Source organism: Kosakonia sp. (assembly GCF_032052965.1).
GTDB lineage: Bacteria > Pseudomonadota > Gammaproteobacteria > Enterobacterales > Enterobacteriaceae > Kosakonia.
Genome location: NZ_DAMBVN010000019.1, coordinates 12,848 through 35,018, shown reverse-complemented (window position 1 = coordinate 35,018; position 22,171 = coordinate 12,848). Strand labels below are relative to the sequence as shown.

The window sequence follows — 22,171 nt, the reverse complement described above, 5'->3', positions numbered from 1 at the left end:
GCCATGCTTTCAGGGGACGGTATGCACATCCCGCGCGGAAACCACCTGGTTACGCCCCTGTTTCTTTGCCGCATAAAGCGCGGTATCCGCCCGGTGGATCAGACCGCTGGCAATCATATGCAGCGGTTTGTCATCATCGCGGGCATAGTCACCATGCAGTGTCGCCACGCCAATACTGATGGTCAGAAAACCGGTCGGGCTGGCGTCGTGCGGTAGCTGGAGTGCATTAATATTGCTTCTGACGACTTCAGCCACGCCCAGCGCCTGAGCCAGATCGGTGCCAGGCAGGATGATCAGAAATTCTTCACCACCGTAACGGCTGACATTATCGCCACTGCGCAGGCGTGCAGATGCCAGCGTTTTGGCAACGATGCGCAGGCAATCATCTCCCGCCTGGTGCCCCTGGGTATCGTTGTAGTTTTTAAAGTAATCAATGTCAGCCAGGCAGACCGACAACGGGAAATTCTCCTGAATGGCGCGCGTGATTTCGGCCACCAGACACTCATCCATATAACGACGATTGAACAACCCGGTCAGGTGGTCGTGCTGGGCGTACTGTTGCAGGACTTTGTTCGCGCTGGCCAGTTTCTGCTCCGCATGGCGGCGTTCAGTAATATCAACCCAGGTGACCGACAGGCCAATCACATTCCCCATCGCGTCATGCACCGGTACCGACTGAATGTCGTAGCAGCGGTCGAACCAGCCCAGTTCTCGCGAGGGCAGCGCTTCGCCGTTGTCTGCCAGTTCAAAATCAGTACGAAAAAAATGCCAGTAGTCCGGCATTAAGCGCTGAAAAAAGATGTCGCTCCCCTGCGTTCCCCGCTCGCCCAGCAGTTTTGCCATCGCTTTGTTCGACATCACCAGCCTCCCCTGGCGGTCAATCATACAAAGTGCAACCGGCGTGGTTTCATAGATGGTTTCCAGCTGCAGTACACGTTCCCCCAGATAGGAGATGTTGCGATCGATTCCACGATAGCCCCGAAGTTCACCCTGCGCGTCAAAAAGGGGGACCCCGCTGGTTTCGAGCACCACGATGGTGCCATCCCTGCGCTGATTGCGGTTAACGAGCCCGGAGAAGGCGCGTTTTTCCGCCACGATGGCGCCGAAAGCGCCAGCCACCCGTTCGGCTTCGCCAGGCGGCATAAAATCAAAAGGCGTTTTGCCGATCACCTCTTCAGGCGACACGCCCAGCAACTCTGTGACAACATCAGATGACCAGGTATAACGCCCCTGCGCGTCGACTTCCCATACCCAGTCAGAATTATTATTAAGTAATTCAAAGAGATGTTCAGCATCTTCATCCCGGTGGTCTGTACGTTTTTTTTCACTCATGATTTTTGTTCCGCATGACCCGCTATGCGCTTAACAACGGCCTGGTGACGTAGTGAAAGCGAAAAATGCCAGCAACTGCTAAAGCCGCACTCCTTGCCAGAATGACCTTCAGTCGCAAACAATTCACCACATAAATAACTATGCGTCATGCCTAAACTGCAGGCTAACCCGGTGAAAGTGAATCAGATTTGCACTTATTTTGCGCGATCATTGTGAAATGCTTCGCCGATCGCGCCGCGCGATAATGGTCTGTACGCGCCCCCATCCATTACGAGAGGTAATAATAGCCCTGGCGCGTGACAATACGTCAGGCTTTTTCGTTATCCTTTCAGACGATTTGACGACCTGTTCACACAAGCGTCGTTTTTCAGGCTGGCAACAGTAAATCACCGTTATTTATTTGTTCTCAGCCGCCGAAAACCTGGAATTATAGACCTCACCTATCTTAATAAAATTATTGTCCCAAACGCAAATTTCCGCATGGATTTTTATTTTTTTCACGGTAATATAAATTTAATTCGCTTAACATGTTGCCCACGAATAAGAATAAAAAGGTAATCATCGCAACTCAGCTATATATAAAAGCGGATTAATTAAAAGCATCTATAAAAGAAAAAATAAAGGCTGATCGCACCTGCTGCGGCGGCTTGCTCTGCATGCAACCGTCCCTGTAATGCGCCCGTACCGCAAGGCCTGGCGTGGATTGTCATCAATTCCGGGTAATATGAAATATGAATATTGAAAACAACAAAAATAAAACAACCAGCGTAAACCCTGCGCGACAGGCGCATCGACATATGTCATGGGGAATGCTGGGATTTTGTTTATTACTTGTCGTTTTGAAGTTTTTTAGTTAATTCTGCAACAAACAGAAAATATATAGACGGGAAAAACTCGAGGGGATGAAAATAATCCCCGGCACTGGACGCGCACCGGGGGTTATTCCGGCCTGATAATCCTTTCAAGCCTGGCCACTGCTACCGTGCAAACTCACTCTTTGATTAAATCATTTCGCTTTGTGGTCGACTTTGCAGCCACCCCGCCAGCGCCGCCGCTGTGAGCGCGCGTGAATAAAGATATCCCTGCGCTATATCACATTGCAGATCGCGTAACTGGTTACGCTGCTGTTCGGTTTCGACCCCTTCGGCCACCACTGTCTGGTGCAGGCTTTGACCGATTTTTACCACCGTCGTGGCAATGGCTTTCATTTTGCTGCCTTCGCTCAGGTCGCGCATAAAGCTCTGATCGATTTTCAGTTCGGTCATTGGCAGGTGCGCCAGACGCGACAGGCAAGAGAAACCCGTACCGAAATCATCCATCGACAGGCCCACCCCCAACTCGCGAACCGCGCAAATCACTTCCATTGTTTCCGGGCGCTTGTCCATCATCACCCCTTCGGTGATCTCAATGGTCAGGCAACTGGCCGGAATGCGGTACTGCCGTAATAAATAAGAAATGTAGTTAGGCAGACTGCTGTTATAGAAGTTGATTGGCGACAGATTGACCGACACAACCGGCACATCAATGCCGTTATTGCGCCACTCCGCCATCTGGCGGCAAGCTTCATGGAGTGTCCAGCGGCCAATGGCCTCGATCTCGCCAGTCTCTTCGGCCAGGGCGATAAATTTTCCTGGGGGAATATCGCCAAGTACCGGGTCCGTCCAGCGTGCCAGCGCTTCTACGCCATAAAGCTCGCCATTTTTCAGCCAAACTTGCGGTTGGTAATGCAAATGCAGCAGATTGCTGGCAATCGCCAGTTTCAGCGCCGCCGCCAGCTTTAACCGTTCCTGATCGACCTGGTTCATTTCAGGGCTAAAGAACAGATATCCCCCGGAAGCCGCCGCTTTCGCCAGGTGCGAGGCGTGGTTCGCATGCTTCAGCAGGCCATCGCGGGAAACACCGTGATCGGGATAAAGGCTAATGCCGGTACTGACCGTCACATTCAGCGCCAGGTCGGCAATTTTGAACGGCATGCGGAACAGGGCCTGGATCTTCTGCGCAATACTGGTGGCACGGCTGCTGTCGCAATCCGGGATCACCAGCACAAACGCATCGCTGTCCGCGTGGCTGACAAACCCCTGCCGGGAAAACTCACTTCTGAGTCTCTCCGCAATGGCCACCAGCACGTTATCCCCGGCGGCGTAGCCGAGTGCATCGTTAACGTCTTTAAAATGATCCAGATCGAGGAAGAAAAATGCCGCACGGGCAATCTCCTCGTTGGTCATCATTTGCTCGATATACTGATGCAATGCGCTGCGGTTCGGCAGCCCGGTCAGCCGATCAAAGGTTGAGAGTTTAGTCACTCGCTCCTGGTCAATGTGCACCACAATTCGACAAGGTGCGCCTGAATCCACCGGGTTGTCATAACTGATGGTCGCCGCCAGCGAAGTTTCTTCGCCGGTTGCCGTAATGACGGTCAATGCCCGTTCATTCTCTGCATTACCAGACAGTACATCGATAGCGCCAAACAAGGGAATTGTCGACGCTTTACAACCGAGGACCGAAATCCGCGGGTAGCCCCATAATTTCTCAGCGGCGCGATTAAAAAAAAACACGGTTTCCGTACTATCCAGTAGTACGACAGCATCGTGAACATTTTCGAGTGCGGCGAGCATATTCTGAGAGCCGAAAATATCATTTTCAGAATGCATAATCGTTTTTCTTAAAGAAGTGTTCGGACACATCCTAATTGAAAGTAATACCAGGTTCAATATCACACAGCAGCTATATTAATTGAGAATGATGATTTATAGACACTCTCAATATATATACTTTCATTTATCGCTAAAGAATAAAAAATAATTTCCGATAAAGACAAAGTGAACAAAAAGCAGGAAATTATGAATAAATTGTGAAGAATTGATGCCAGTCAATTATTAATAAAAAGTCTGACCAATGATCTTTACAATAATTTCCGCCTCTCGCTCCCCGTCACCCCACGTCTTTCGCGGCTTTGCTCTGGCTTACAGTAATAAATAAGCCAGGTATTCATAGATGCGCATAATAAATGCATTCTAATTTATTGATACCCTCACTTGACCTGTGCTACCCCCCACCGACAGTATATAAGGAAATTCTCAATTAAAGCGGATATCTGAGATTTCCAATTGACTATCAGGCATTTGCTTTGGGCGCTAAGTTTTATAGCACGGCAAATAGAGAAATTAATCTTGCTTATTATAGCTCGTATTCAACACATCGGGGTCAGGCAAATACTATGTACGATGATTTAGGTTCTTTGGCTGAAAAACTGAAGATGTCCGGTGTTTCTTTTCAGGAAATGAATGAAGAAGATGGTGAAACTATGCAAGCAGTAACCACAACGGCAGTCGCATCCGACGTTAACGATCAACCGCAGGAAACCACCGTCGCTGAAATCCCGGCAGCCAGCCGCAAAGAGATCAACCACGCTGCTGCGCCAGCGGGTGTGCCGACGAATACCATTTCGTGGCCTAAAAGCAAACCGGTAGCTGCGCCGAACGCCTTCAGCGCCCCCGCGCCCGCTAACGCCATCATGGAAAGCGTGGCTGCCATCAGCCGTCCGGCGGAATTTGAGGCGCGTGAGCGTAACCCGGTGCGGCTGGATATGTTATTTACGGTCATTGGCAAATAATACCGTTAAGCCATGTCTAATCCAATCATGGCAATAATAAGCACGATTTCTCATGACCTGCTGTCAGGTGATGTTGTCTGGCTATGGTTATTTGTATAACCGGCAGGATAAATCATGAAGTTTACAGGTAACCGGAAACGTAATTGTGCCGGCGTACCTTTATTATTTTTCTGTGCAAGATGATACCAATATGAAAAAAATCATCGGAATTATATTCACGCTAATCTTGCTATCATTATCCCTGCTGGTGATCATCACCCCGATGGGCAGTGATAAACAATACCTGTTCGGCCTTAGCGTCGTGGCTGCTGTTTTTGTTCTGGGTCGGATAAAAAGCAAAAAAGCCGTGCTGGCCATGCTCACCCTTTCGGTGCTGATGTCAACACGATATATCTGGTGGCGCGCCTCTACCACCCTGCATTTTGACTCTACGCTGGAAATGCTGCTCGGCAGTTTACTGTTCGCTGCAGAAATTTATTCGTGGACGATTTTGCTACTCGGTTATATTCAAATGGCATGGCCATTAGAGCGCCCTATTGCGCCGTTACCGCAGGATAAATCAACCTGGCCGACGGTCGATATTTACGTGCCTTCTTATAATGAAAGTCTTGAAGTTGTTCGCGATACTGTGCTCGCTGCGCAGTGTATTGAATATCCGCAAGACAAAGTCAAAGTCTACATCCTTGACGATGGCAAACGCGATGAATTCCGCGATTTTGCGGCTGAAGCTGGGGTGGGTTATATCACCCGTCCGGATAACAGTCACGCCAAGGCGGGCAATCTTAACCATGCGATGACCGTCACTCAGGGTGAACTGATTTGCGTGTTTGACTGCGACCATGTAGCAACTCGCGTCTTCTTACAGGCCACCATTGGTGAGTTCTTCCGTGACGAAAAACTGGCATTGATTCAGACGCCGCACCACTTCTATTCCCAGGATCCGTTCGAACGTAACCTGACCGCGGCAAAACGTGTGCCGCACGAAGGGGCGCTGTTTTACGGCCCGGTGCAGCAGGGGAATGATAACTGGAACGCCACCTTCTTCTGTGGCTCATGTGCCGTTATTCGCCGCGCAGCGCTGAACGAAGTGGGTGGCTTTGCCGTCGAAACCGTTACCGAAGATGCCCACACTGCGCTGAAACTGCAGCGTCGCGGCTGGAACACCGCCTTTCTTGATATTCCGCTGGCGGCAGGCCTGGCAACAGAACGTCTGGCGCTGCATGTTAACCAGCGTATTCGTTGGGCGCGTGGTATGACGCAGATCTTCCGTATTGATAACCCGATGCTGGGGCGTGGCCTGAAACTGACGCAGCGCATCTGCTATCTCAATGCGATGCTGCACTTCCAGTACGGCCTGCCGCGCGTGGTCTTCCTGACCTCACCGCTGGTTTTTATGTTGTTTAACCTCAACATTATTTCCTCATCGGCGACGCTGATTTTCGCCTACGTATTACCGCACCTGATCCTCTCCACCATGGTGAACTCACGCATTACCGGGCGCTATCGCTATGCGTTCTGGGGTGAAATCTATGAAACGGTGATGGCGTTCCACTTGATCCTGCCAACGCTGTTAAGCCTGATTTCGCCGCGTCTGGGGAAATTTAACGTTACCGACAAAGGCGACCTGACCGATAAAAACTATTTTGATGCCCTGACGGTTCGCCCGCTGATCATCACCACCATTTTGATGGTTGGCAGCATGATTTGGGTCGGCGTGCGTTACTTTATGCATGACTATGCCGGGATCGACCCACGCGTGATCCTGTTCAATATCGCATGGGGCACCTTCAGTACCATCATTCTGCTGGCATCAATTGCAGTGGCGAAAGAGACGAAACAGATCCGCAAAACCATTCGTATTTTTGCCCGTCTGCCGGTAACCGTCACCTTCTCCGACGGCTCTCAAATGCACACCCGCACCTTCGATATCTCGATGGGTGGCGCACGCGTGGCGCTGGTCAAAGGGGAAGATTTAACCCGTAAAACACCGGTGCAAATCGACCTCGGGCTGGGCAGCGAGATCGCCCATGTGCCGATTAGCGCGGCTGGCATGGGCGTGGGCGATATCCGTCTTGAGTTTGACACCCTGCCGTTAAATGAGCGCCGCAAGCTGGTGCGCGTGGTACTTTCACGTGCCGATGCCTGGTACCGTCCGCCGCATGCGCCGGATCGTCCGCTGGCCTCGTTTATGGGGATTTTGCAGTGCGTGTATGAACTGTTTTTTGGCCCGAAGAAACGCGCCAATGGGTTTAACAGCCAGATGGCCACGGTCGCGAAAAAACAAAAAGAGGTTAACAATGCGCTTTAACCCCATCGCACTCGCCACGCTACTGGCGTGCTCAGCCAGCAGCACCGTTTTTGCCACGACGGACAGCGACGCGCTGCCGGAACTGCCGCTGCCGGTGACGCTGCAAGGCGCGTCGTCTTCCCAGCCGCAACCGGCCACGCCGATGAACGTCAGCAACCAGAATATTGCCAGCACCCTGAACTTTGGCGACATGGGTGCCACTGGCGGGCTGACGCTCTCCGGTATGCAGTTGCAAAATGGCGTGTCATTTAACTTGCCCGGCGATCTGGTGATCACCGACGCCCACATCAGCCTGAATGTGGAAGTGAACCGCAGCGATGTCAGCGGTGAAAACCTTCAATTGATGCTTAACGGCCAGCCGCTGGGCGCGATCCCGCTGGATCAGTTGCAACAGGATAAAGGTTACTGGAACCTGGATGTGCCGGCGTCGATGATCGCTTCCAGCAACAATCTCAGCTTCCAGCTGAAAACCGGCGACGACATCATTAATAACGCCTGGAGCTGCCAGCGCACTCTGCCTGCGGATTACAAAGTCACACTGCAGCCAGAATCGTCCCTTAATTACCAGGGACTGTGGCTGAACGTGCGTAAAACGCTGGGTACTTTCCCGCGTCCATTCCTGGATGTGAAACAGACCAAGGATCAGGCCGTTAGTATTGCCTGGCCGGATAGCCCGGACGCCGACGTGATGACCGCCTCGGCGATTGTCGCCTCGCAATTTGGCACGCTGAGCAATGGCCGCCCTGCTCGCTTTGAAGTGCAGTACAACGCGCTGCCTGCGGGCAACGGCATTCTGGTGGGTAAACCGGGGCAAACCATCGGCGGCGTCACGCTCCCGCAAACAAACGGAGCGGCACTGCAGGTTATCGATAACCCGCAGAACCCGGCCTATAAACTGCTGGTCATCAGTGGCCATAACGAGCAGCAACTGCGCCAGGCTGCCTGGCGGCTGACGCAACCTGCCCTGCCAGACAGCGACACGCTGGACGTGCCGGCACTGAAAATGGCACAACGCGCCGCATACGATGCACCGCGTTGGATCAACACCGACCGCCCGGTGCCAGTGCGTTCGCTGGTTGGCGATGATGGCGCGTTGGTAGCGCACGGTGTCTGGCACGGCGAGAACCATTTGCCGTTTCGCATCGCGCCGGATCTGTTTATGTGGGATGGCTCCGCCGTTCCGCTGCATCTCAACTACAGCTTTGCACAGAAAAACTGGATTGACGATCAGGACTCCTTCCTGAATGTCAGCCTTAACGGTGAGTTCCTGAAACGCCTGCCTGTCAGCAAAGAAGGGATTTTCGCGCCGGTAATGGCCATGTTGGGATTATCGCAGCGCCAACAAAGCGCAGTGGTGAATATCGATCCGCGCGCGATCCTCGGCAGCAACCAGTTGGGTTTCTGGTTCGGTCTGAAAGCGCAGAAGAATGCGCCCTGTAATGCAATGGCGGATGAAAACATTCAGAGCCGCATTGACGGTGATTCGACTCTGGATTTTACCCGCGCCTGGCACTACGGCAAACTGCCGAACCTGGCCTGGTTTAGCGGGGCCATGTTCCCGTTCACACGCCATGCCGACCTTGCGCACACCACAGTGCTGATGCCCACCCATCCGACGGTAGAAGACGCAACAGTACTGCTTAATTTGATGGCGCAGTCGGGCCGTGATACAGGCGTGACCGCAAACTATCTGCGTCTCTATACCGGCGTGCCCGGCCAGGATGACGCTCAACAGCAATTGAGCGACAGCGATGTGCTGGCAATTGGCAGCCTTAGCAACCATGAGCAACTCGCCCCGCTATTGCAGGGCAGCGCCTTTATGCTCAATGGCAACAACCTTGAGGTCAACACGACCAGTGCTGTCAGCCGGGTACTTTCGCTGCTCAGCGGCGACGCGCCGCGCACCGATATGGATGCGGCGGAATACCTGAGTGACAACAACCAGTGGCGGGGTCTGTTGAGCATGCGTTCACCATGGAACCCGCAACGTGTTGTGGTGGTGGCGACCGCGACGGATGACCATCAACTGGCGTTACTGCCTGCGGATATGAGCAAAGCGGCATTTCAGTCTGCCGTAGGCGGTGATTTTACCGTCGTGAGCAATGCGGGAGATGTTCGCAGCTGGCGTGTTGGCGAGCAGTTCGTCAGCGGTAATTTGCCAGGTTATCTGCGCGTGTTGTGGTTTGCCAGCGAGCACATCTTCTGGCTGGTGATCCTTGCCTGCCTGATTGCTGCCGTTTCCGGCCCAATGCTGTTTAAGGCGCTTTCGCGCCATGCTCAACAACGCCTGCAGGATAAAACGAAGAAATGAATACGCGTAAACAGTTAACGCACGCTTTTTATCTGCTGTGTCTGATAGGGGCCAGCCATCCGGCTGTGGCTGCCGACAACGCCGAGGCGGCGGGCAACGATGCGGCGGTGAAAAAACTGCTGGCGCAGGCTGGCTACTGGCACAGCAAAGCGCACGACGATATGGCGATGGAAGCCCTGCAAAAAGTGCTGGCCGCCGACGAGAAAAATATCGACGCCATGTACCTGATGGCGCTCTATCAATTGCAACAGGGTAACGTTCAGCAGTCTGAAGTCTGGCGCAAAAAAATTGTTGAGATTTCACCGCAGGATCCGCGTCTTTCGGCTCTTACCAGCGCCAATACCTTGCGTAATATCCCGCAGGACAAAATGAACGCAGCGCGCTCACTGGCGCGTCGGGGGCAAATTAAAGAGTCAATCGCCGCGTGGCGCGCGCTATTTAATGGGAACCCGCCGCCGGACGACGTGGCGCTGGAGTATTACCAGACCATGGCAGGCGACAACGCCACATGGTCAGAAGCGGTGGCCGCTATGCGCCAGCGTGCCAGCATCATGCCGGATGACGTGCCAACCAAAACGGCGCTGGCGATGGCGTTGACCTACCAGGAACCTACCCGCCGGGAAGGGATCAACCAGCTGACGACGCTGGCGGCAGATAATAAAGAAGCCGACAAAGCGCTCCAGCAGGCGTTGCTCTGGCTGGATGCGAAATCTTCCGATCTCCCGGCGTACAGTGCCTGGGCACAGCGCCACCCGGAAGATAGCGCCCCGATGGATCACTACCGCAAGAGCGTGGAAGGCGATGCCACCAAAGCCGGGTTTGATGCCTTAAACGGCGGCGATCTGGGCGGCGCAAAAGATAAGTTCGCTGAAGCGCTGCAAAACCGTGCCAATAACGGTAATGCGTTGGCGGGTTTGGGCTATGTGGCGCTGCGTCAGAATAATTTCGGCGATGCAGAAAAATACCTGCGCCGTGCCTCGCAGGAAGATACCAATAACCCGAACAGCCTGCAGTGGGCGAAAGATGCCGACAACGCGCGCTACTACAGCGCGCTCAACCAGGCGAAAAGTCTCAGCCAGAAAGGGAGCTACGAGCAGGCGCTGGCCAGCCTTGATGGCAGCACCAGCAATGACGCCAGCCAGCAACAAGCGGCGGAGATGCTGCGAGCCGATATTTTACGTCGCCAGGGCAAGCTGCCGCAGTCCGAAGAGGTATATCGCCGCCTGCTGGAGCAGCACCCGCAGAATACCGATATCCGCACCGGTTTATGGTGGGTACTGAAGCAGCAAAACAAACAAGCAGAAGCCGACGCCATGCTGCGGACATTGCCAGCTAACCTGCGTACCCGCTACGCCTCGGTCGGCGACAACGGCGACAACGATCGCAAAGCGGCACAGGCAGCTTTGCAGGCCGGTAACAGCTCACGCGCGATGCAGATTTTGCAGGCAGCCTCGGCGAAATACCCGCAAAACGTCTGGCTGCAACTCGACTATGCTCGGGCATTGCGCAAGGCCGGGCAGAAGCAGCAAGCCAGCACGTTGATGTCTGGTGTGGCAACGCGCGGCGATGCCAACAAAGAAGCCCTCTACGCGGCGGCGGTTTACGCAGCGGAGGACAGCGACTGGTCGCGGGCGCAAAGCCTGCTTAACCGCCTTCCACGTAACAGCTTTAGCGCTGATATGACCGCGCTGAATACGCGTGTGCAGATCAATCAGCAACTGGATATTGCACGCAATTATCTGCGTCTGGGCAACACCACCGCAGCACGCAACTCCTTACAGGCACTGAAACGTACTCCGCCGTCCTCGCCGGTTGACGTGGGCCGCCTTGCCGAAATGTTAATGCAGAGTGGCGACAGCGCAGGCGCGTTGCAACTGGTGCGCGACAACCAGGCGCAGGGGCTGCACGGCTCGGTGGTGGATTATGCCGGGCAAATTCGCGTACTCAACCAGGCTGGTCAGTTCGCGGAAGCGGAAAGTATTCTCAATGCGCCAGCGCTGCAAAACGGTGCCAGCCAGCAAGAGATGAATGCAATCCGCACCGGGAGCCTGATCACCCGTGCCGATCGTCTGCGTGAAAAAGGGCAAATTGCAAAAGCATGGAATCTGTTGATGCCGGAGCTGCAGTCGAATCCCACCAATACCGACCTGCTGTTAGCGGTGGCACGCGTCTATCAGGCCGATCATATGGACGACAAAGCCAGCGAAATTTATCAGTACGTGTTGCGTAAATCCCCACGCGACAAGCAAGCATTGACCGGCATCGTCAACCTGTCGCTGGCCCGCGGCAATAGTGATGATGCCCGCCGGGCCTTTGCCTCGCTGGAACCGAGTCAGGATGCCGATTATATGCTGCTGGCCGCGCGCGTGGCGGCCGCCAACGGAGAGAACCAGCGTGCCCTGTCATTGCTACGCACCGCGCAGTGGCGTCTGCAACAAGGCGGCGACGACGACAGTGATGAGCTAAGCGACGTGATGTCGCTGCCATCGCCAACCCGCCAGGCACAACAGACGGCAATGAGCGGCATCAACACCCTGATGCAGGACCTGCAAGAGAAAAGCGCCACCTGGACCAGCGCAGGCGTTTCACTGCGTAGCCGTGATGGCGAAGCGGGCCTGAGCGCGTTAGATGAAGTTCAGGCCCCGCTGATCCTGTCCGGCGCGGTGGGTGACAGCACGCGCCTTAGCCTGAACGTAACGCCGACATCCCTGAACGCGGGTGAATCGTCGGGTGAGTCGGCCAACCGCTTTGGTACGGGGGCGCTGGATCATGCCGCTAAGCTGGCTGCAGCCTCGGCAAGCACCAGCACGACCACTACCTCGACCAATGCCGACAGCCAGGGAAGCCAGCAGGTCAATGGCGTGGCCGCCAACCTCAGCCTGAGCGGCGAAAGTTATAAGCTGGATATTGGCAGCACACCAACCGGCGGCGAATTTACCCGTCTGGTAGGCGGTGTGGAGTGGGATCCGAAACTGACGCAGCACGGTTCGCTGGCGCTAAAAGCGGAGCGTCGCGCGGTCACCGATAGCCTGCTCTCTTACGTGGGGGTGAAAGATAAAAGCACCGGCGAAAGCTGGGGCGGGATCACCCGTAACGGCGTGTCTGCGCAGTACGCGTGGGATAACGACTTAATCGGCCTGTATACCCGTCTGGGCTTTGATACCTGGGTGGGGACGAACGTGCCAACAAACCACTCCGTCAATGTGCTGGCGGGCAGTTACCTGCGTCCGTGGCATACCAACGACAGCGAAATGAAGGTCGGGGTTAACGTCAATTATATGAATTTTGACCGCAACCTCAGCTACTACACCGTGGGTCAGGGGGGCTATTTCAGCCCGCAGGACTTTATGGCCGTCTCGCTGCCGGTGTCTCTGACGCGCAAAATCAACGACTGGGATATGACGTTAAGCGGCTCCGTAGGTTACCAATCTTATAAACAAGATAAGAGTAACTATTTCCCGGGCCACAGCAGTCTGCAATCGCAGTTAAACAGTTATGCCAGTGCCGATGATGACGTTGATGCCGTCTACAAAGCGACATCGAAAAGCGGCATTGGTTACACCCTGGGCGTGGATGCACGTTACCACCTCAGCGACAAGCTGGCGCTGGGTGCCAACCTGGGGTACGACACCTTCGGCAGTTATAACGAAGGTAAAGCGTTGGTTTATTTCAAATATTACGTCGATCAAGACAAATAACCCGTGGGATACATGATGTTTAGCAATCAGGACACTTACTTACAACGCAACTATCAGGCCGGCTGGCACGATCTGGTGTATCTGTTCTTCAGTGAATATACCGAAGGCCGCGGCGATAAAGATCCCGACGCCCTGAGACGCATTGGTCAGATGATGGCCCAGTGGTATCCCATTGATAACGCTGCAACCGTTAATGAACTGGAAGTCAGCATCAACCGGGTGCTTGAGCTGTTTAACTGGGGTTTTGTGAAAATGGCGCCCGCGCAGCGTGAGCTGATCCTGCTGCACTGCGCCTGGCCGCATGCGCCGGAATACCGCGACGAAGCGGCGTGGCGTCGCGCCAGTGCGTATGTGCTGGAAGGCGCATATTCCCAGTGGCTGGTTTCACAGGGTGCGGGCAACCAGGTGCCGGTACGCTGGAAAGACAACGCGACCGAAGATGTGCTGATTTTCCGTTACGCCATTGGCGAATGATTTCGCAAGGGCATTTCCACCATATAACAATCATCAGGTAACCATAATGTTTAATGAGATCGTGGTTTCAGGAAGGAAACTGGAAATCGAAAAAGTTAACTATATGGAGGATAATGCCTTTGTTTCACTGGTTCTCGACACGTCCGGGCGAATTATTCATGCCAGCCAGTTATTCTATCAACTCACCGGTTTTAACCGTGAAGAGGTGATTGGCCAGATCCTTTTTCAGTCCGAAGAGGAAACAACCGCCATCTCACTGACCACGGCCATTAGCCTCGCGCAACAAACCGGTGATAACTGGCAGGGTGAAATTTCGCAGCAGAAAAAGAACGGCGAGATGTTATGGCTCGACACCAGATTGCTGCCGCGCCGTGATGATAACGGTGAAATATTCGCATTTATTCTGTTGGGGTTTGATATTACCCGACACATGACCATACGTGAAAAATTGCATTTCCGCGCGCATAACGACGCGTTAACTAAGACGTTGAATCGCCAAGGTTATTATATTCGCAGCCGCAAAAAGATCCGCGCGGCTAATGCGCGCGGCGCGCAAATTGTGGTGGCGATCCTCGACCTCGACAATTTTAAAACCATTAATGACGAACTGGGTCATGCCGCCGGCGACGAAGTACTCCGTTGTTTTATCAGTCGGGTAAAACAGTGTATTTCACGCGGTACGTTATTAGGTCGGCTGGGCGGTGATGAATTTGCACTGACCTATATCGACGGTGTTGATGAACCGACTGGCCGTGGCGTATTACAATTAATTGTTGAAGCCACGCGGCAGCCGATGTATTTACAATACTTACAACAAACCGTGGAATTATCGGTCAGTATTGGCGTTGCCAGTTATCCTGAGCATGGACCAAATTTTTCATCAATATTAAAAGCAGCCGATACTGCCCTCTATCGGGTTAAAGCACGCGGCGGCGACGATTTTATTAATTATCAGGTTCCAGGCATTAATGAGCCTGGTAGCATTATTAACACCGTCGTGTGTTGATATTTTTTATTACTACAAACAGCAATGATTTTTTCCCAGAGGAAATAAATATGTTAAAGGCTGTAATCCCAGTCGCTGGCCTCGGTACGCGTATGCTCCCGGCCACCAAGGCCATTCCCAAAGAGATGTTGCCGATTGTGGATAAACCCCTTATCCAGTATATCGTGCAGGAGTGCTACGCTTGCGGGATCCGCGAAATTGTTCTGGTGACTCACTCATCGAAAAATGCGATCGAAAACCACTTCGATACCTCTTTCGAACTGGAGTCGTTGCTGGAATCACGTGTGAAAAACCAGCTTCTGGAAGAAGTCCGCACTATCTGCCCCGCCGGCATGAACATCATGCATGTGCGTCAGGGCCAGTCAAAGGGGCTTGGCCATGCGGTATTGTGCGCCGAACCGCTGATTGGCGATAACGACTTTGTTGTTGTTCTGCCGGATGTGCTGATAGACGACAGCCAGAGCGACCTTACGACAGATAACCTGGCGGCGATGATCCAGCGTTTCACCACTACCGGCGCCAGCCAGCTGATGATTGAACGTGTGGCGCATGAAGATGTGTCCCGTTACGGCGTTGTTGACTGCGGCGGCATTAACCTGAACGAAGGCAGCTTCGGCCAGGTGCAGGGCATGGTAGAAAAACCGCCAGTCGACGAAGCACCGTCTGATATGGCAGTGGTAGGTCGTTACGTATTGTCGAAAGAGATTTGGCCCCTGTTGCGTAAAACCCCTATCGGCGCAGGCGGCGAGATCCAACTGACCGACGCAATTGCCATGCTGCTGGAACGCGCGCCTGTAGAAGCCTATGCCCTGACCGGTAAGTCGCACGACTGCGGCGACAAAATTGGTTATATGAAAGCGTTTGTGGAGTATGGCCTGCGTCATAACGCAACCGGTCCTGCTTTCCGTCACTGGCTGCAGCATGAACTGGCGCTTAAGCCCGTTGCGGAAGTCGTTGACCGGATCGCCGAAGCGGTGTAACGCCGGAGCACGTGTTACCGGGTTTACTGCCCTATCTTCATAACAGGAAATCTCATGTTTAGAACCACCTGGCTCATGCCGTGCTTAATGCTTTCGCTGGCCATGATCTCTTTTTCAGCCCGCAGTCAGGACGGCAACTGGGTGCAATTTAAACAAAATTACCTCAGCCAGGACGGCCGCATTATTGACCATGAAAATGGCGATATCAGTCATTCGGAAGGTCAGGGATATGGCATGTTATTGGCGGTGATGAACGATGATCCCGCCAGTTTCGAGAAAATATGGCGCTGGACGCGAAATACCTTATTACGTCCTTCGCTTTGGCTATTTGCCTGGCGTTATGATCCGAAGGAACGAAAAGTTACTGACGATAATAATGCCAGCGATGGCGATACACTAATTGCCTGGGCATTATTACTGGCCGGGAATAAGTGGCACGACCAGAGTTATCTTAGCGCCTCGGAAAATATTCAAGAGGCGCTAATCAATTGTCTGATTATTGAACAAGATGCGCATACTTTACTGTTGCCAGGTTTAAGTGGATTTACTAAAGACGAAGGTTATATTATTAACCCTTCTTACTTTATCTTTCCTGCCTGGGATAGTTTCTGGCAACATAAGCATAACGATATTTGGTTGAAACTAAAAAAATCGAGTCTCGATTTACTCAATAAAGCGCAATTTGGTAAGACGCAGTTGCCGAGTGACTGGATTTTTGTCAAGAATAATGGTGAAGTCGTGCCGGCTGAAAACTGGCCGCCGCGATTTAGTTATGATGCAATTCGTATCCCGCTGTATTTGAGCCTGAGCGAAACGCAACAACATTCGATGGAAAATTTCCGTCATTTTTGGGCGAATTATGCCCGAAACGAAACACCCGCGTGGGTGGATGTCTCCGGGGAAGGACAGGCGAACTACGTTATGTCTGGCGGCATCCTGGCGGTACGCGATGTCACGATGGGCGATTATCAACATATGGATAAGTCTCTCCGCCCCGGCGAAGGATATTATTTGTCGGTGCTGCATATGCTGGCACTGTTCGCGGCGTCGTTGAAAGCAAATTAATGGCGTGCAATCGCCTGTAATACTGAGTTTCGCGCCAGCGTCGTTGACCTGGCGTACCTTAACGATTTCGTCACAAAGCAGTGCCCGGCGTGGGGACGCGCAGGAATCTGGCAGGAAGCCTTTGAGTATTAACCGATAACCGGCCTGGAATACAGGAACACCGGTTCGTAATGCCGTTTCCGTCTTCGCGGAGCGGCGCGAGCCGGGGGACAATGAATAATAAAAACCACATACATCTCATGTCCAAGCATGAGGGAGAAACTTGATGACAGAGTTGAAAATAATAACACGTCATTTACACAGCACGTTGTTACAAGCGGATCGTCAACCAAGCGGCAATTTCCGTCCTGGGGATCATAATGAACATCCGTAACCTTGAGTATCTCGTTGCGCTGGCCAAGCACCGACATTTTCAACGCGCAGCGGAAGCCTGCAATGTCAGCCAGCCGACGCTCAGCGCACAGTTGCGTAAGCTGGAAAATGAACTGGGCCTGCAACTGCTCGAACGTACCACTCGCCGCATCCGCTTCACGCAAACCGGCCTGCGACTGGTGGAACAAACGCAGGTGGTGCTGCGCGAAATTGAAGCGCTGAAAAACATGGCCAGCAGCAGCCATTACCAAAGCCTGATGCAAACGCTTGATATTGGCATCATCCCGACGCTTGCCCCGTATATCTTTTCCCATATGAACGCGGTGTGCCACGAGAACTTCCCGGAAATCGAACTGGAAATTCATGAGGCGCAAACCAACCAGCTGCTGAACATGCTGGAGTCCGACGCCATAAAATGCGCGATCATGACCTCCAATAAAGACACCAGCAAATACGTAGAGTTACCGCTGTTCGATGAACCGCTGGTGCTGGGCGTCAGCCATCAGCATCCGTGGGCGCGAATGGGCGAAATCGATATGGGACACCTGAAAAACAGTAAGATCCTGATGATTGATGATGGTAACTGCCTGCACAGCCAGGTGTTGCGCTATTGCTATCAGTTTGAACTGGAGCCGGACCCGCGCTTTGTGGCGATGCACCTCGAAACGCTGCGTCGCGGTGTGGCTTTTAACCGTGGTGTCTCTTTCTTCCCGCTGCTTTCAACGCAACAACAGGGCGGTAACGAAAATATTCGCTATCTGCGCTGCGTAAGTCCGGAACCGAAACGTAAAGTGGTGCTGATTTTTCACCGCAGCGACCCAATGCGTAAAAAGTACGAGATCCTGCGTAATGCCATTGCCCGCTATATGGAACGTTACATCATCGACAATAACGTTCTGGCGTGACGTTAGCAGCGCTGCTCATAAATTCAGGCAGCAGACTCTTCCTCATCTTTGCGACAATCATGCGCCTGCATGGTTGTCGTTTTTTTCATTAAGCCGCGCATGATGTCGTCCGGCAACACAGTCCCCCGGTGATACATCTCTTCAATTAACAACCAGACAGTGACCAGAGAAATGGTGTAATCAGCAATGGTCGCCGGCACACTCATCGCAGCCATAAAGGGGAAACGCGCGCACAGCTGGGTTCGATCGTCTTCGGTTACGGCATCATGGTAATAAGGCGAGGAAAGCAGACGATACGCTTCGGCCTCTTCAACAGAGGAAGCCCAGCACAAACGAACGGCGATGGTTTTTACAAACGGCGGAACCAGCACATTACACTCGGGGCGCGGTTCCAAATCTAAAGGAAGGCGGCTACGGTGTGATTCTGCTTTCATTTTTTCCTCAATACCTGGCGTCCAGGGGGATGTTCCGTACTCTGAGATATATCCATCGACCGCGGAGAAATTTTCTTTAGGGTTAATATTTAAAATAGAGAATAAACTGAAATTTATCTATACGGAATGTCTTAAAAACTAAAAAAATCTTATAAAAAGCAAAAGGTTAAATCATCATCAATTATTGACGAGATCGATCCTAAAGTGCGAATTTCATTTGTTCCATATATTAAAGCCCTCACTCTATAAAAGTCCGGTGAATATTTTTGTTGGAACTGCGCCAGTAACGTGAAAATGTATCACTGAGTGGGTCACAGACCGGGGCGTTTGTTGCCCCCGGAACCGCTGAGTGAATCTCGGGTACTACTTTTCGACTGCGCGCCCAACGGGCAGGAAACCACGCGAGCACGGTACGGGTAGCTTGCCGCGTGATCGACAACGCATTTTATTGCTCGCGCCTCGCAAGCGCGGTTTTGTTGCAGTAAATACCGCTTTTAATCGCATCTTTTCGCAGGATCGATCTTTAACGGCCCATGCTCTGATAGAGGGCTATTACCAGGTTAACGCTCACGACAGGAAAAGTGAACCATGCACCCGTTTCAGCAAATACTTCATTCGACTCTCGCGCGCACGGAAGGAACGCCGCCGTCGGCAGCGCCGCACGTACAGCCGGAACTGGCGTTACACACTCTGCCAGTGAGCGTTACGCCGGAGGATTTCCTCTCTCTCGCTAAAGCCCGTCGGACCATTTATCTGTTGGGTAAATCCTTACCCATCGGCGAAGATAAAGTGGTGGAAATCATTAAAGAAGCGATTCGCCAGGCCCCTTCCGCGTTCAATTCGCAAAGTTCAAGGGTGCTGATCCTGCTCGGGAAAGAACATGATCGTTTTTGGGAACTGGTGCGTGGGCAATTACGTAAGGTGATCCCTGCGGAGAACTTCCACGCCACGTCAGATAAGCTCGACGGTTTTGCCGCCGCCGCCGGATCGGTGCTGTTTTTTGAAGATCAGGAAGTGGTCAGCCATCTGCAAAAACAGTACATCGCCTATGCTGATAATTTTCCTGTCTGGTCAGAGCAAAGCAGCGGCATTGCGCAATACGCGGTGTGGCTGGCGCTGGCGGAACAGAATATTGGCGCCAACCTGCAGCACTACAACCCGCTGATTGATATGGAAGTTCGCCAGACATGGGCCATCCCTGAAAGCTGGAAACTGCGTGCGGAGATGAACTTTGGCAACATTGTCGGCCCGGCCGACGAGAAGACTTTTATCGATGATGAGAAACGCTTTATTGTCGCGCGCTGAGGATAACGTTTCACCACATTAGCCTGTGCGCTAATAATTCCCGGTTAGCATGCCAGTTACGCTCGGGCCTGCAGTATCACTTTTGAACTGCACCGAACCTGAAGCGTTCCGGCAGCGTGCATTCACCAGGCCGCCATCCGGCACCAGCCCGATGGCGGCTTTGCTTTAGCGGGGCTAATCGAAGTACCAGTAGCCCTGATTCACCAGCGCAGTCAGCTCGGCGGCGAATGCCGGGTTGTCCAGTGCCTTACCCAGCTCATTCAGGCCAATCGTGGTGTAACGGCAAAGGGCATCTGCCGCTTGTGCATCGGCGGTTTCCAGCTCTTCGCTATTAATAAAGAAGCGGCCACCCACGTTGAGTACCCGTAACCCGCTAAGACGGGTCAATACCTGCCCATCTTGCAGCGCGCCAACCACGTCTTCTACGCTGTAATCGTCCGGTTCCGGCGCAATATCCAGCTCATGACGCGGCGTGGTAATAAAGCTGCCGAACCACTGTTTAAAATGTTCCGGCTGGTTGATCATCGCGATCATCATGCTGCGGACGCGCTCCAGCTCATACTCCTCGATTCTGCCCGGGTGTTCCCGGCAGGTTAAGTCCGGATCACTGTAGTGCTCGCCACCGAGATCGTTTTCCAGCGCGTAGTCTGCAAAACTGCTGATCAAATCGCGGCCATTCGGCCCACGGAAACCAATTGAGTAGTTGAAGGCAGTCTCATGGGTAAAACCGTCGTGAGGGAATCCTGGCGGAATATACAGAATGTCGCCAGGCTCCAGATCTTCATCAATGATCGGCGGGAAAGGGTCAACATGCAGTAGCGCAGGATGCGGGCAGAACTGACGCATTGGTAACTTATCGCCCACGCGCCAGCGGCGGCTCCCCATCCCCTGGATAATAAACACATCATATTGATCGATATGCGGGCCTACACCACCGCCCGGCACGGAATAGGAGATCATCAAATCATCAAAACGCCACTCCGGCAGCACACGAAACGGCTTTACCAGTTCCGCAGAGGGCGCATGCCAGTGGTTTACTGCCTGTGCCAGCAAGGACCAGTTCGTTTCGCCTAAATGATCAAACTGCTCGAAGGGGCCATTCCATGCCTGCCACTGGCCATTCACATGGCTGACAATGCGGCTGTCGACTTCCGGCTCCATCGCCAGACCAGCCAGTTCGTCCGGCGTTATCGGATCAACAAAGTCCACGAATGCGCGCTTCAGGACAACGGGTTTCTTTTGCCAGTATTTTTCAAAAAATTCTGGCCAGTTAAGGTTAAGTTGGTAAGCCATAGATCCACACCAGTGAGAAGGGAAACGTGGGGGATTATAAAGAGTGATCTCCCCTGCCCGCCTTGTCATTGGTCAAGAGCTTGTACGGGTAACGGCGGTGCAATCACCAGTTGGCTAAATGCCGCAAGCAGCGCATCCACCTTCGGCAGTAACTGCTTGCGACGCGGCCACACCAGCGTTAACGCCAATCCGTCAGGCTGCAGGTGAGGCAAGACAATACGCAACGCTCCGCTTTCCAGCTGGCGGTGCACCAACCAGGTGGGCATCTGCGCGACGCCGAGTCCTGCGCAAATCGCCAGGACCTGGGCATCGACATCGCCCAGAGCCATGCGGTGCGCGACGGTACGCCATTGCGGGTGACCGTCTTCCGTGGTGAACAGCCAAGGCTTGGTCGTGCCATCTACGCGCTCATAAAGAATGGCCTGGTGCTCCATCAGCGCCGCTTCGTTCTGCGGCGTCCCTTCTCGTTGCAGGTAATCTGGCGAGGCGCAAAACACCATCTTCTCGCGACCAAGACGTCGGCAACCCAACGATGCAGGCAACGCCTCCGGCTGCCCGATACGTACCGCCACATCAATGCCCTCTTCAAACAGATCAACAAAGCGATCCGAGAAGGTCAGGCTCAGTTCTATCTCCGGGTGCAGCTGGCAAAATGGCATCAGCACTGGCATCACGCCGAGCCGACCGTATGTATTCGGCACGGCCAGGCGTAAGCGCCCGGACGGAATCGTGCGGTGCGCAGCCAGCACCGATTCAGCTTCAGCCAGTTCCTCCAGGATACGCACACATGTCTGGTACCAGGCATGCCCGGCATCGGTCAGCTCTAGCCGGCGCGTGGTGCGTTCCAGCAGACGCGAACCTAACCGTGCTTCCAGCCGGGCCACGCTTTTACTGATGGCCGACCCGGTCAGATGCAGCCGTTCCGCCGCTGCTGTAAAACTCCCCTCCTCGACACAGGTTACAAAGGGAACAATGTCTTTCAGTCGCTGATCGCGCATCGTATTTATGAACCAAAGTTGATAATCATGCGAATTAATACCAGAGATAAGAAAAGAATTCTCTATTAGGCTCTTTA

15 protein-coding genes are annotated in these 22,171 nt (G+C 53.3%); 10 read left to right on the top strand and 5 right to left on the bottom strand.

The features are described from left to right. Positions 1-9: 9 nt before the first annotated feature. Both RTX30_RS18790 and RTX30_RS18785 read right to left on the bottom strand, forming a co-directional pair. A complete protein-coding gene (locus RTX30_RS18790) occupies positions 10-1,332 on the bottom strand; it encodes a diguanylate cyclase (RefSeq protein ID WP_312691682.1) in 1,323 nt (440 codons plus the stop codon). A gap of 1,001 nt (positions 1,333-2,333) precedes the next feature. Beyond that, positions 2,334-3,983: an EAL domain-containing protein gene (locus tag RTX30_RS18785; protein WP_312691681.1), complete on the bottom strand. Its 1,650-nt coding sequence runs from the start codon at positions 3,981-3,983 to the stop codon at positions 2,334-2,336. Positions 3,984-4,549: 566 nt separating this feature from the next. Between RTX30_RS18785 and RTX30_RS18780 the strand changes: the two genes are divergently transcribed. From RTX30_RS18780 to oxyR, 9 genes are all read left to right on the top strand, one after another. Further along, positions 4,550-4,945, top strand: a complete 396-nt coding sequence (locus RTX30_RS18780; protein WP_312691680.1) for a hypothetical protein — start codon at positions 4,550-4,552, stop codon at positions 4,943-4,945. A 190-nt stretch (positions 4,946-5,135) separates the two neighbouring features. Continuing rightward, complete coding sequence (gene bcsA, locus RTX30_RS18775; protein WP_312691679.1) at positions 5,136-7,253, top strand: UDP-forming cellulose synthase catalytic subunit; 2,118 nt, start codon at positions 5,136-5,138, stop codon at positions 7,251-7,253. Further along, positions 7,243-9,564 (top strand): cellulose biosynthesis cyclic di-GMP-binding regulatory protein BcsB, encoded by a 2,322-nt coding sequence (gene bcsB / locus RTX30_RS18770; RefSeq protein WP_312691678.1) that lies wholly within the window; start codon positions 7,243-7,245, stop codon positions 9,562-9,564. The genes bcsA and bcsB overlap by 11 nt, the downstream gene beginning before the upstream one ends. Further along, a complete protein-coding gene (locus RTX30_RS18765; protein ID WP_312691677.1) occupies positions 9,561-13,262 on the top strand; it encodes a cellulose synthase subunit BcsC-related outer membrane protein in 3,702 nt (1,233 codons plus the stop codon). The genes bcsB and RTX30_RS18765 overlap by 4 nt, the downstream gene beginning before the upstream one ends. 12 nt (positions 13,263-13,274) lie before the next feature. Further along, complete coding sequence (bcsD, locus tag RTX30_RS18760) at positions 13,275-13,736, top strand: cellulose biosynthesis protein BcsD (protein WP_312691676.1); 462 nt, start codon at positions 13,275-13,277, stop codon at positions 13,734-13,736. Positions 13,737-13,782: 46 nt separating this feature from the next. Next, positions 13,783-14,742 (top strand): sensor domain-containing diguanylate cyclase, encoded by a 960-nt coding sequence (locus RTX30_RS18755; protein WP_312691675.1) that lies wholly within the window; start codon positions 13,783-13,785, stop codon positions 14,740-14,742. 50 nt (positions 14,743-14,792) lie between these two features. Beyond that, positions 14,793-15,722, top strand: a complete 930-nt coding sequence (galU, locus tag RTX30_RS18750; protein ID WP_312691674.1) for a UTP--glucose-1-phosphate uridylyltransferase GalU — start codon at positions 14,793-14,795, stop codon at positions 15,720-15,722. Positions 15,723-15,776: 54 nt separating this feature from the next. Then, positions 15,777-16,787, top strand: coding sequence for a glycosyl hydrolase family 8 (locus RTX30_RS18745; RefSeq protein ID WP_312691673.1), 1,011 nt, complete (start codon positions 15,777-15,779; stop codon positions 16,785-16,787). 359 nt (positions 16,788-17,146) lie between these two features. Next, on the top strand, positions 17,147-18,064 hold the full coding sequence (gene oxyR, locus RTX30_RS18740; protein ID WP_312691672.1) for a DNA-binding transcriptional regulator OxyR: 918 nt from the start codon (positions 17,147-17,149) through the stop codon (positions 18,062-18,064). A gap of 23 nt (positions 18,065-18,087) precedes the next feature. On the opposite strand, the gene RTX30_RS18735 is transcribed toward oxyR, so the two are convergent. Then, entirely contained in the window at positions 18,088-18,498 is a 411-nt protein-coding gene (locus tag RTX30_RS18735) for a hypothetical protein (protein ID WP_312691671.1), read from the bottom strand. Between the two features lie 588 nt (positions 18,499-19,086). On the opposite strand from RTX30_RS18735, the gene RTX30_RS18730 reads away from it, so the two are divergent. After that, on the top strand, positions 19,087-19,803 hold the full coding sequence (locus tag RTX30_RS18730) for a nitroreductase family protein (protein WP_312691670.1): 717 nt from the start codon (positions 19,087-19,089) through the stop codon (positions 19,801-19,803). A gap of 174 nt (positions 19,804-19,977) precedes the next feature. Here the strand turns inward: RTX30_RS18730 and RTX30_RS18725 are convergent, their stop codons facing one another. Together RTX30_RS18725 and RTX30_RS18720 are read right to left on the bottom strand one after the other, a co-directional pair. Continuing rightward, entirely contained in the window at positions 19,978-21,096 is a 1,119-nt protein-coding gene (locus RTX30_RS18725; protein ID WP_312691669.1) for a cupin domain-containing protein, read from the bottom strand. Between the two features lie 65 nt (positions 21,097-21,161). Next, positions 21,162-22,094 (bottom strand): LysR family transcriptional regulator, encoded by a 933-nt coding sequence (locus tag RTX30_RS18720; protein WP_312691668.1) that lies wholly within the window; start codon positions 22,092-22,094, stop codon positions 21,162-21,164. Between the last annotated feature and the right edge of the window lie 77 nt (positions 22,095-22,171).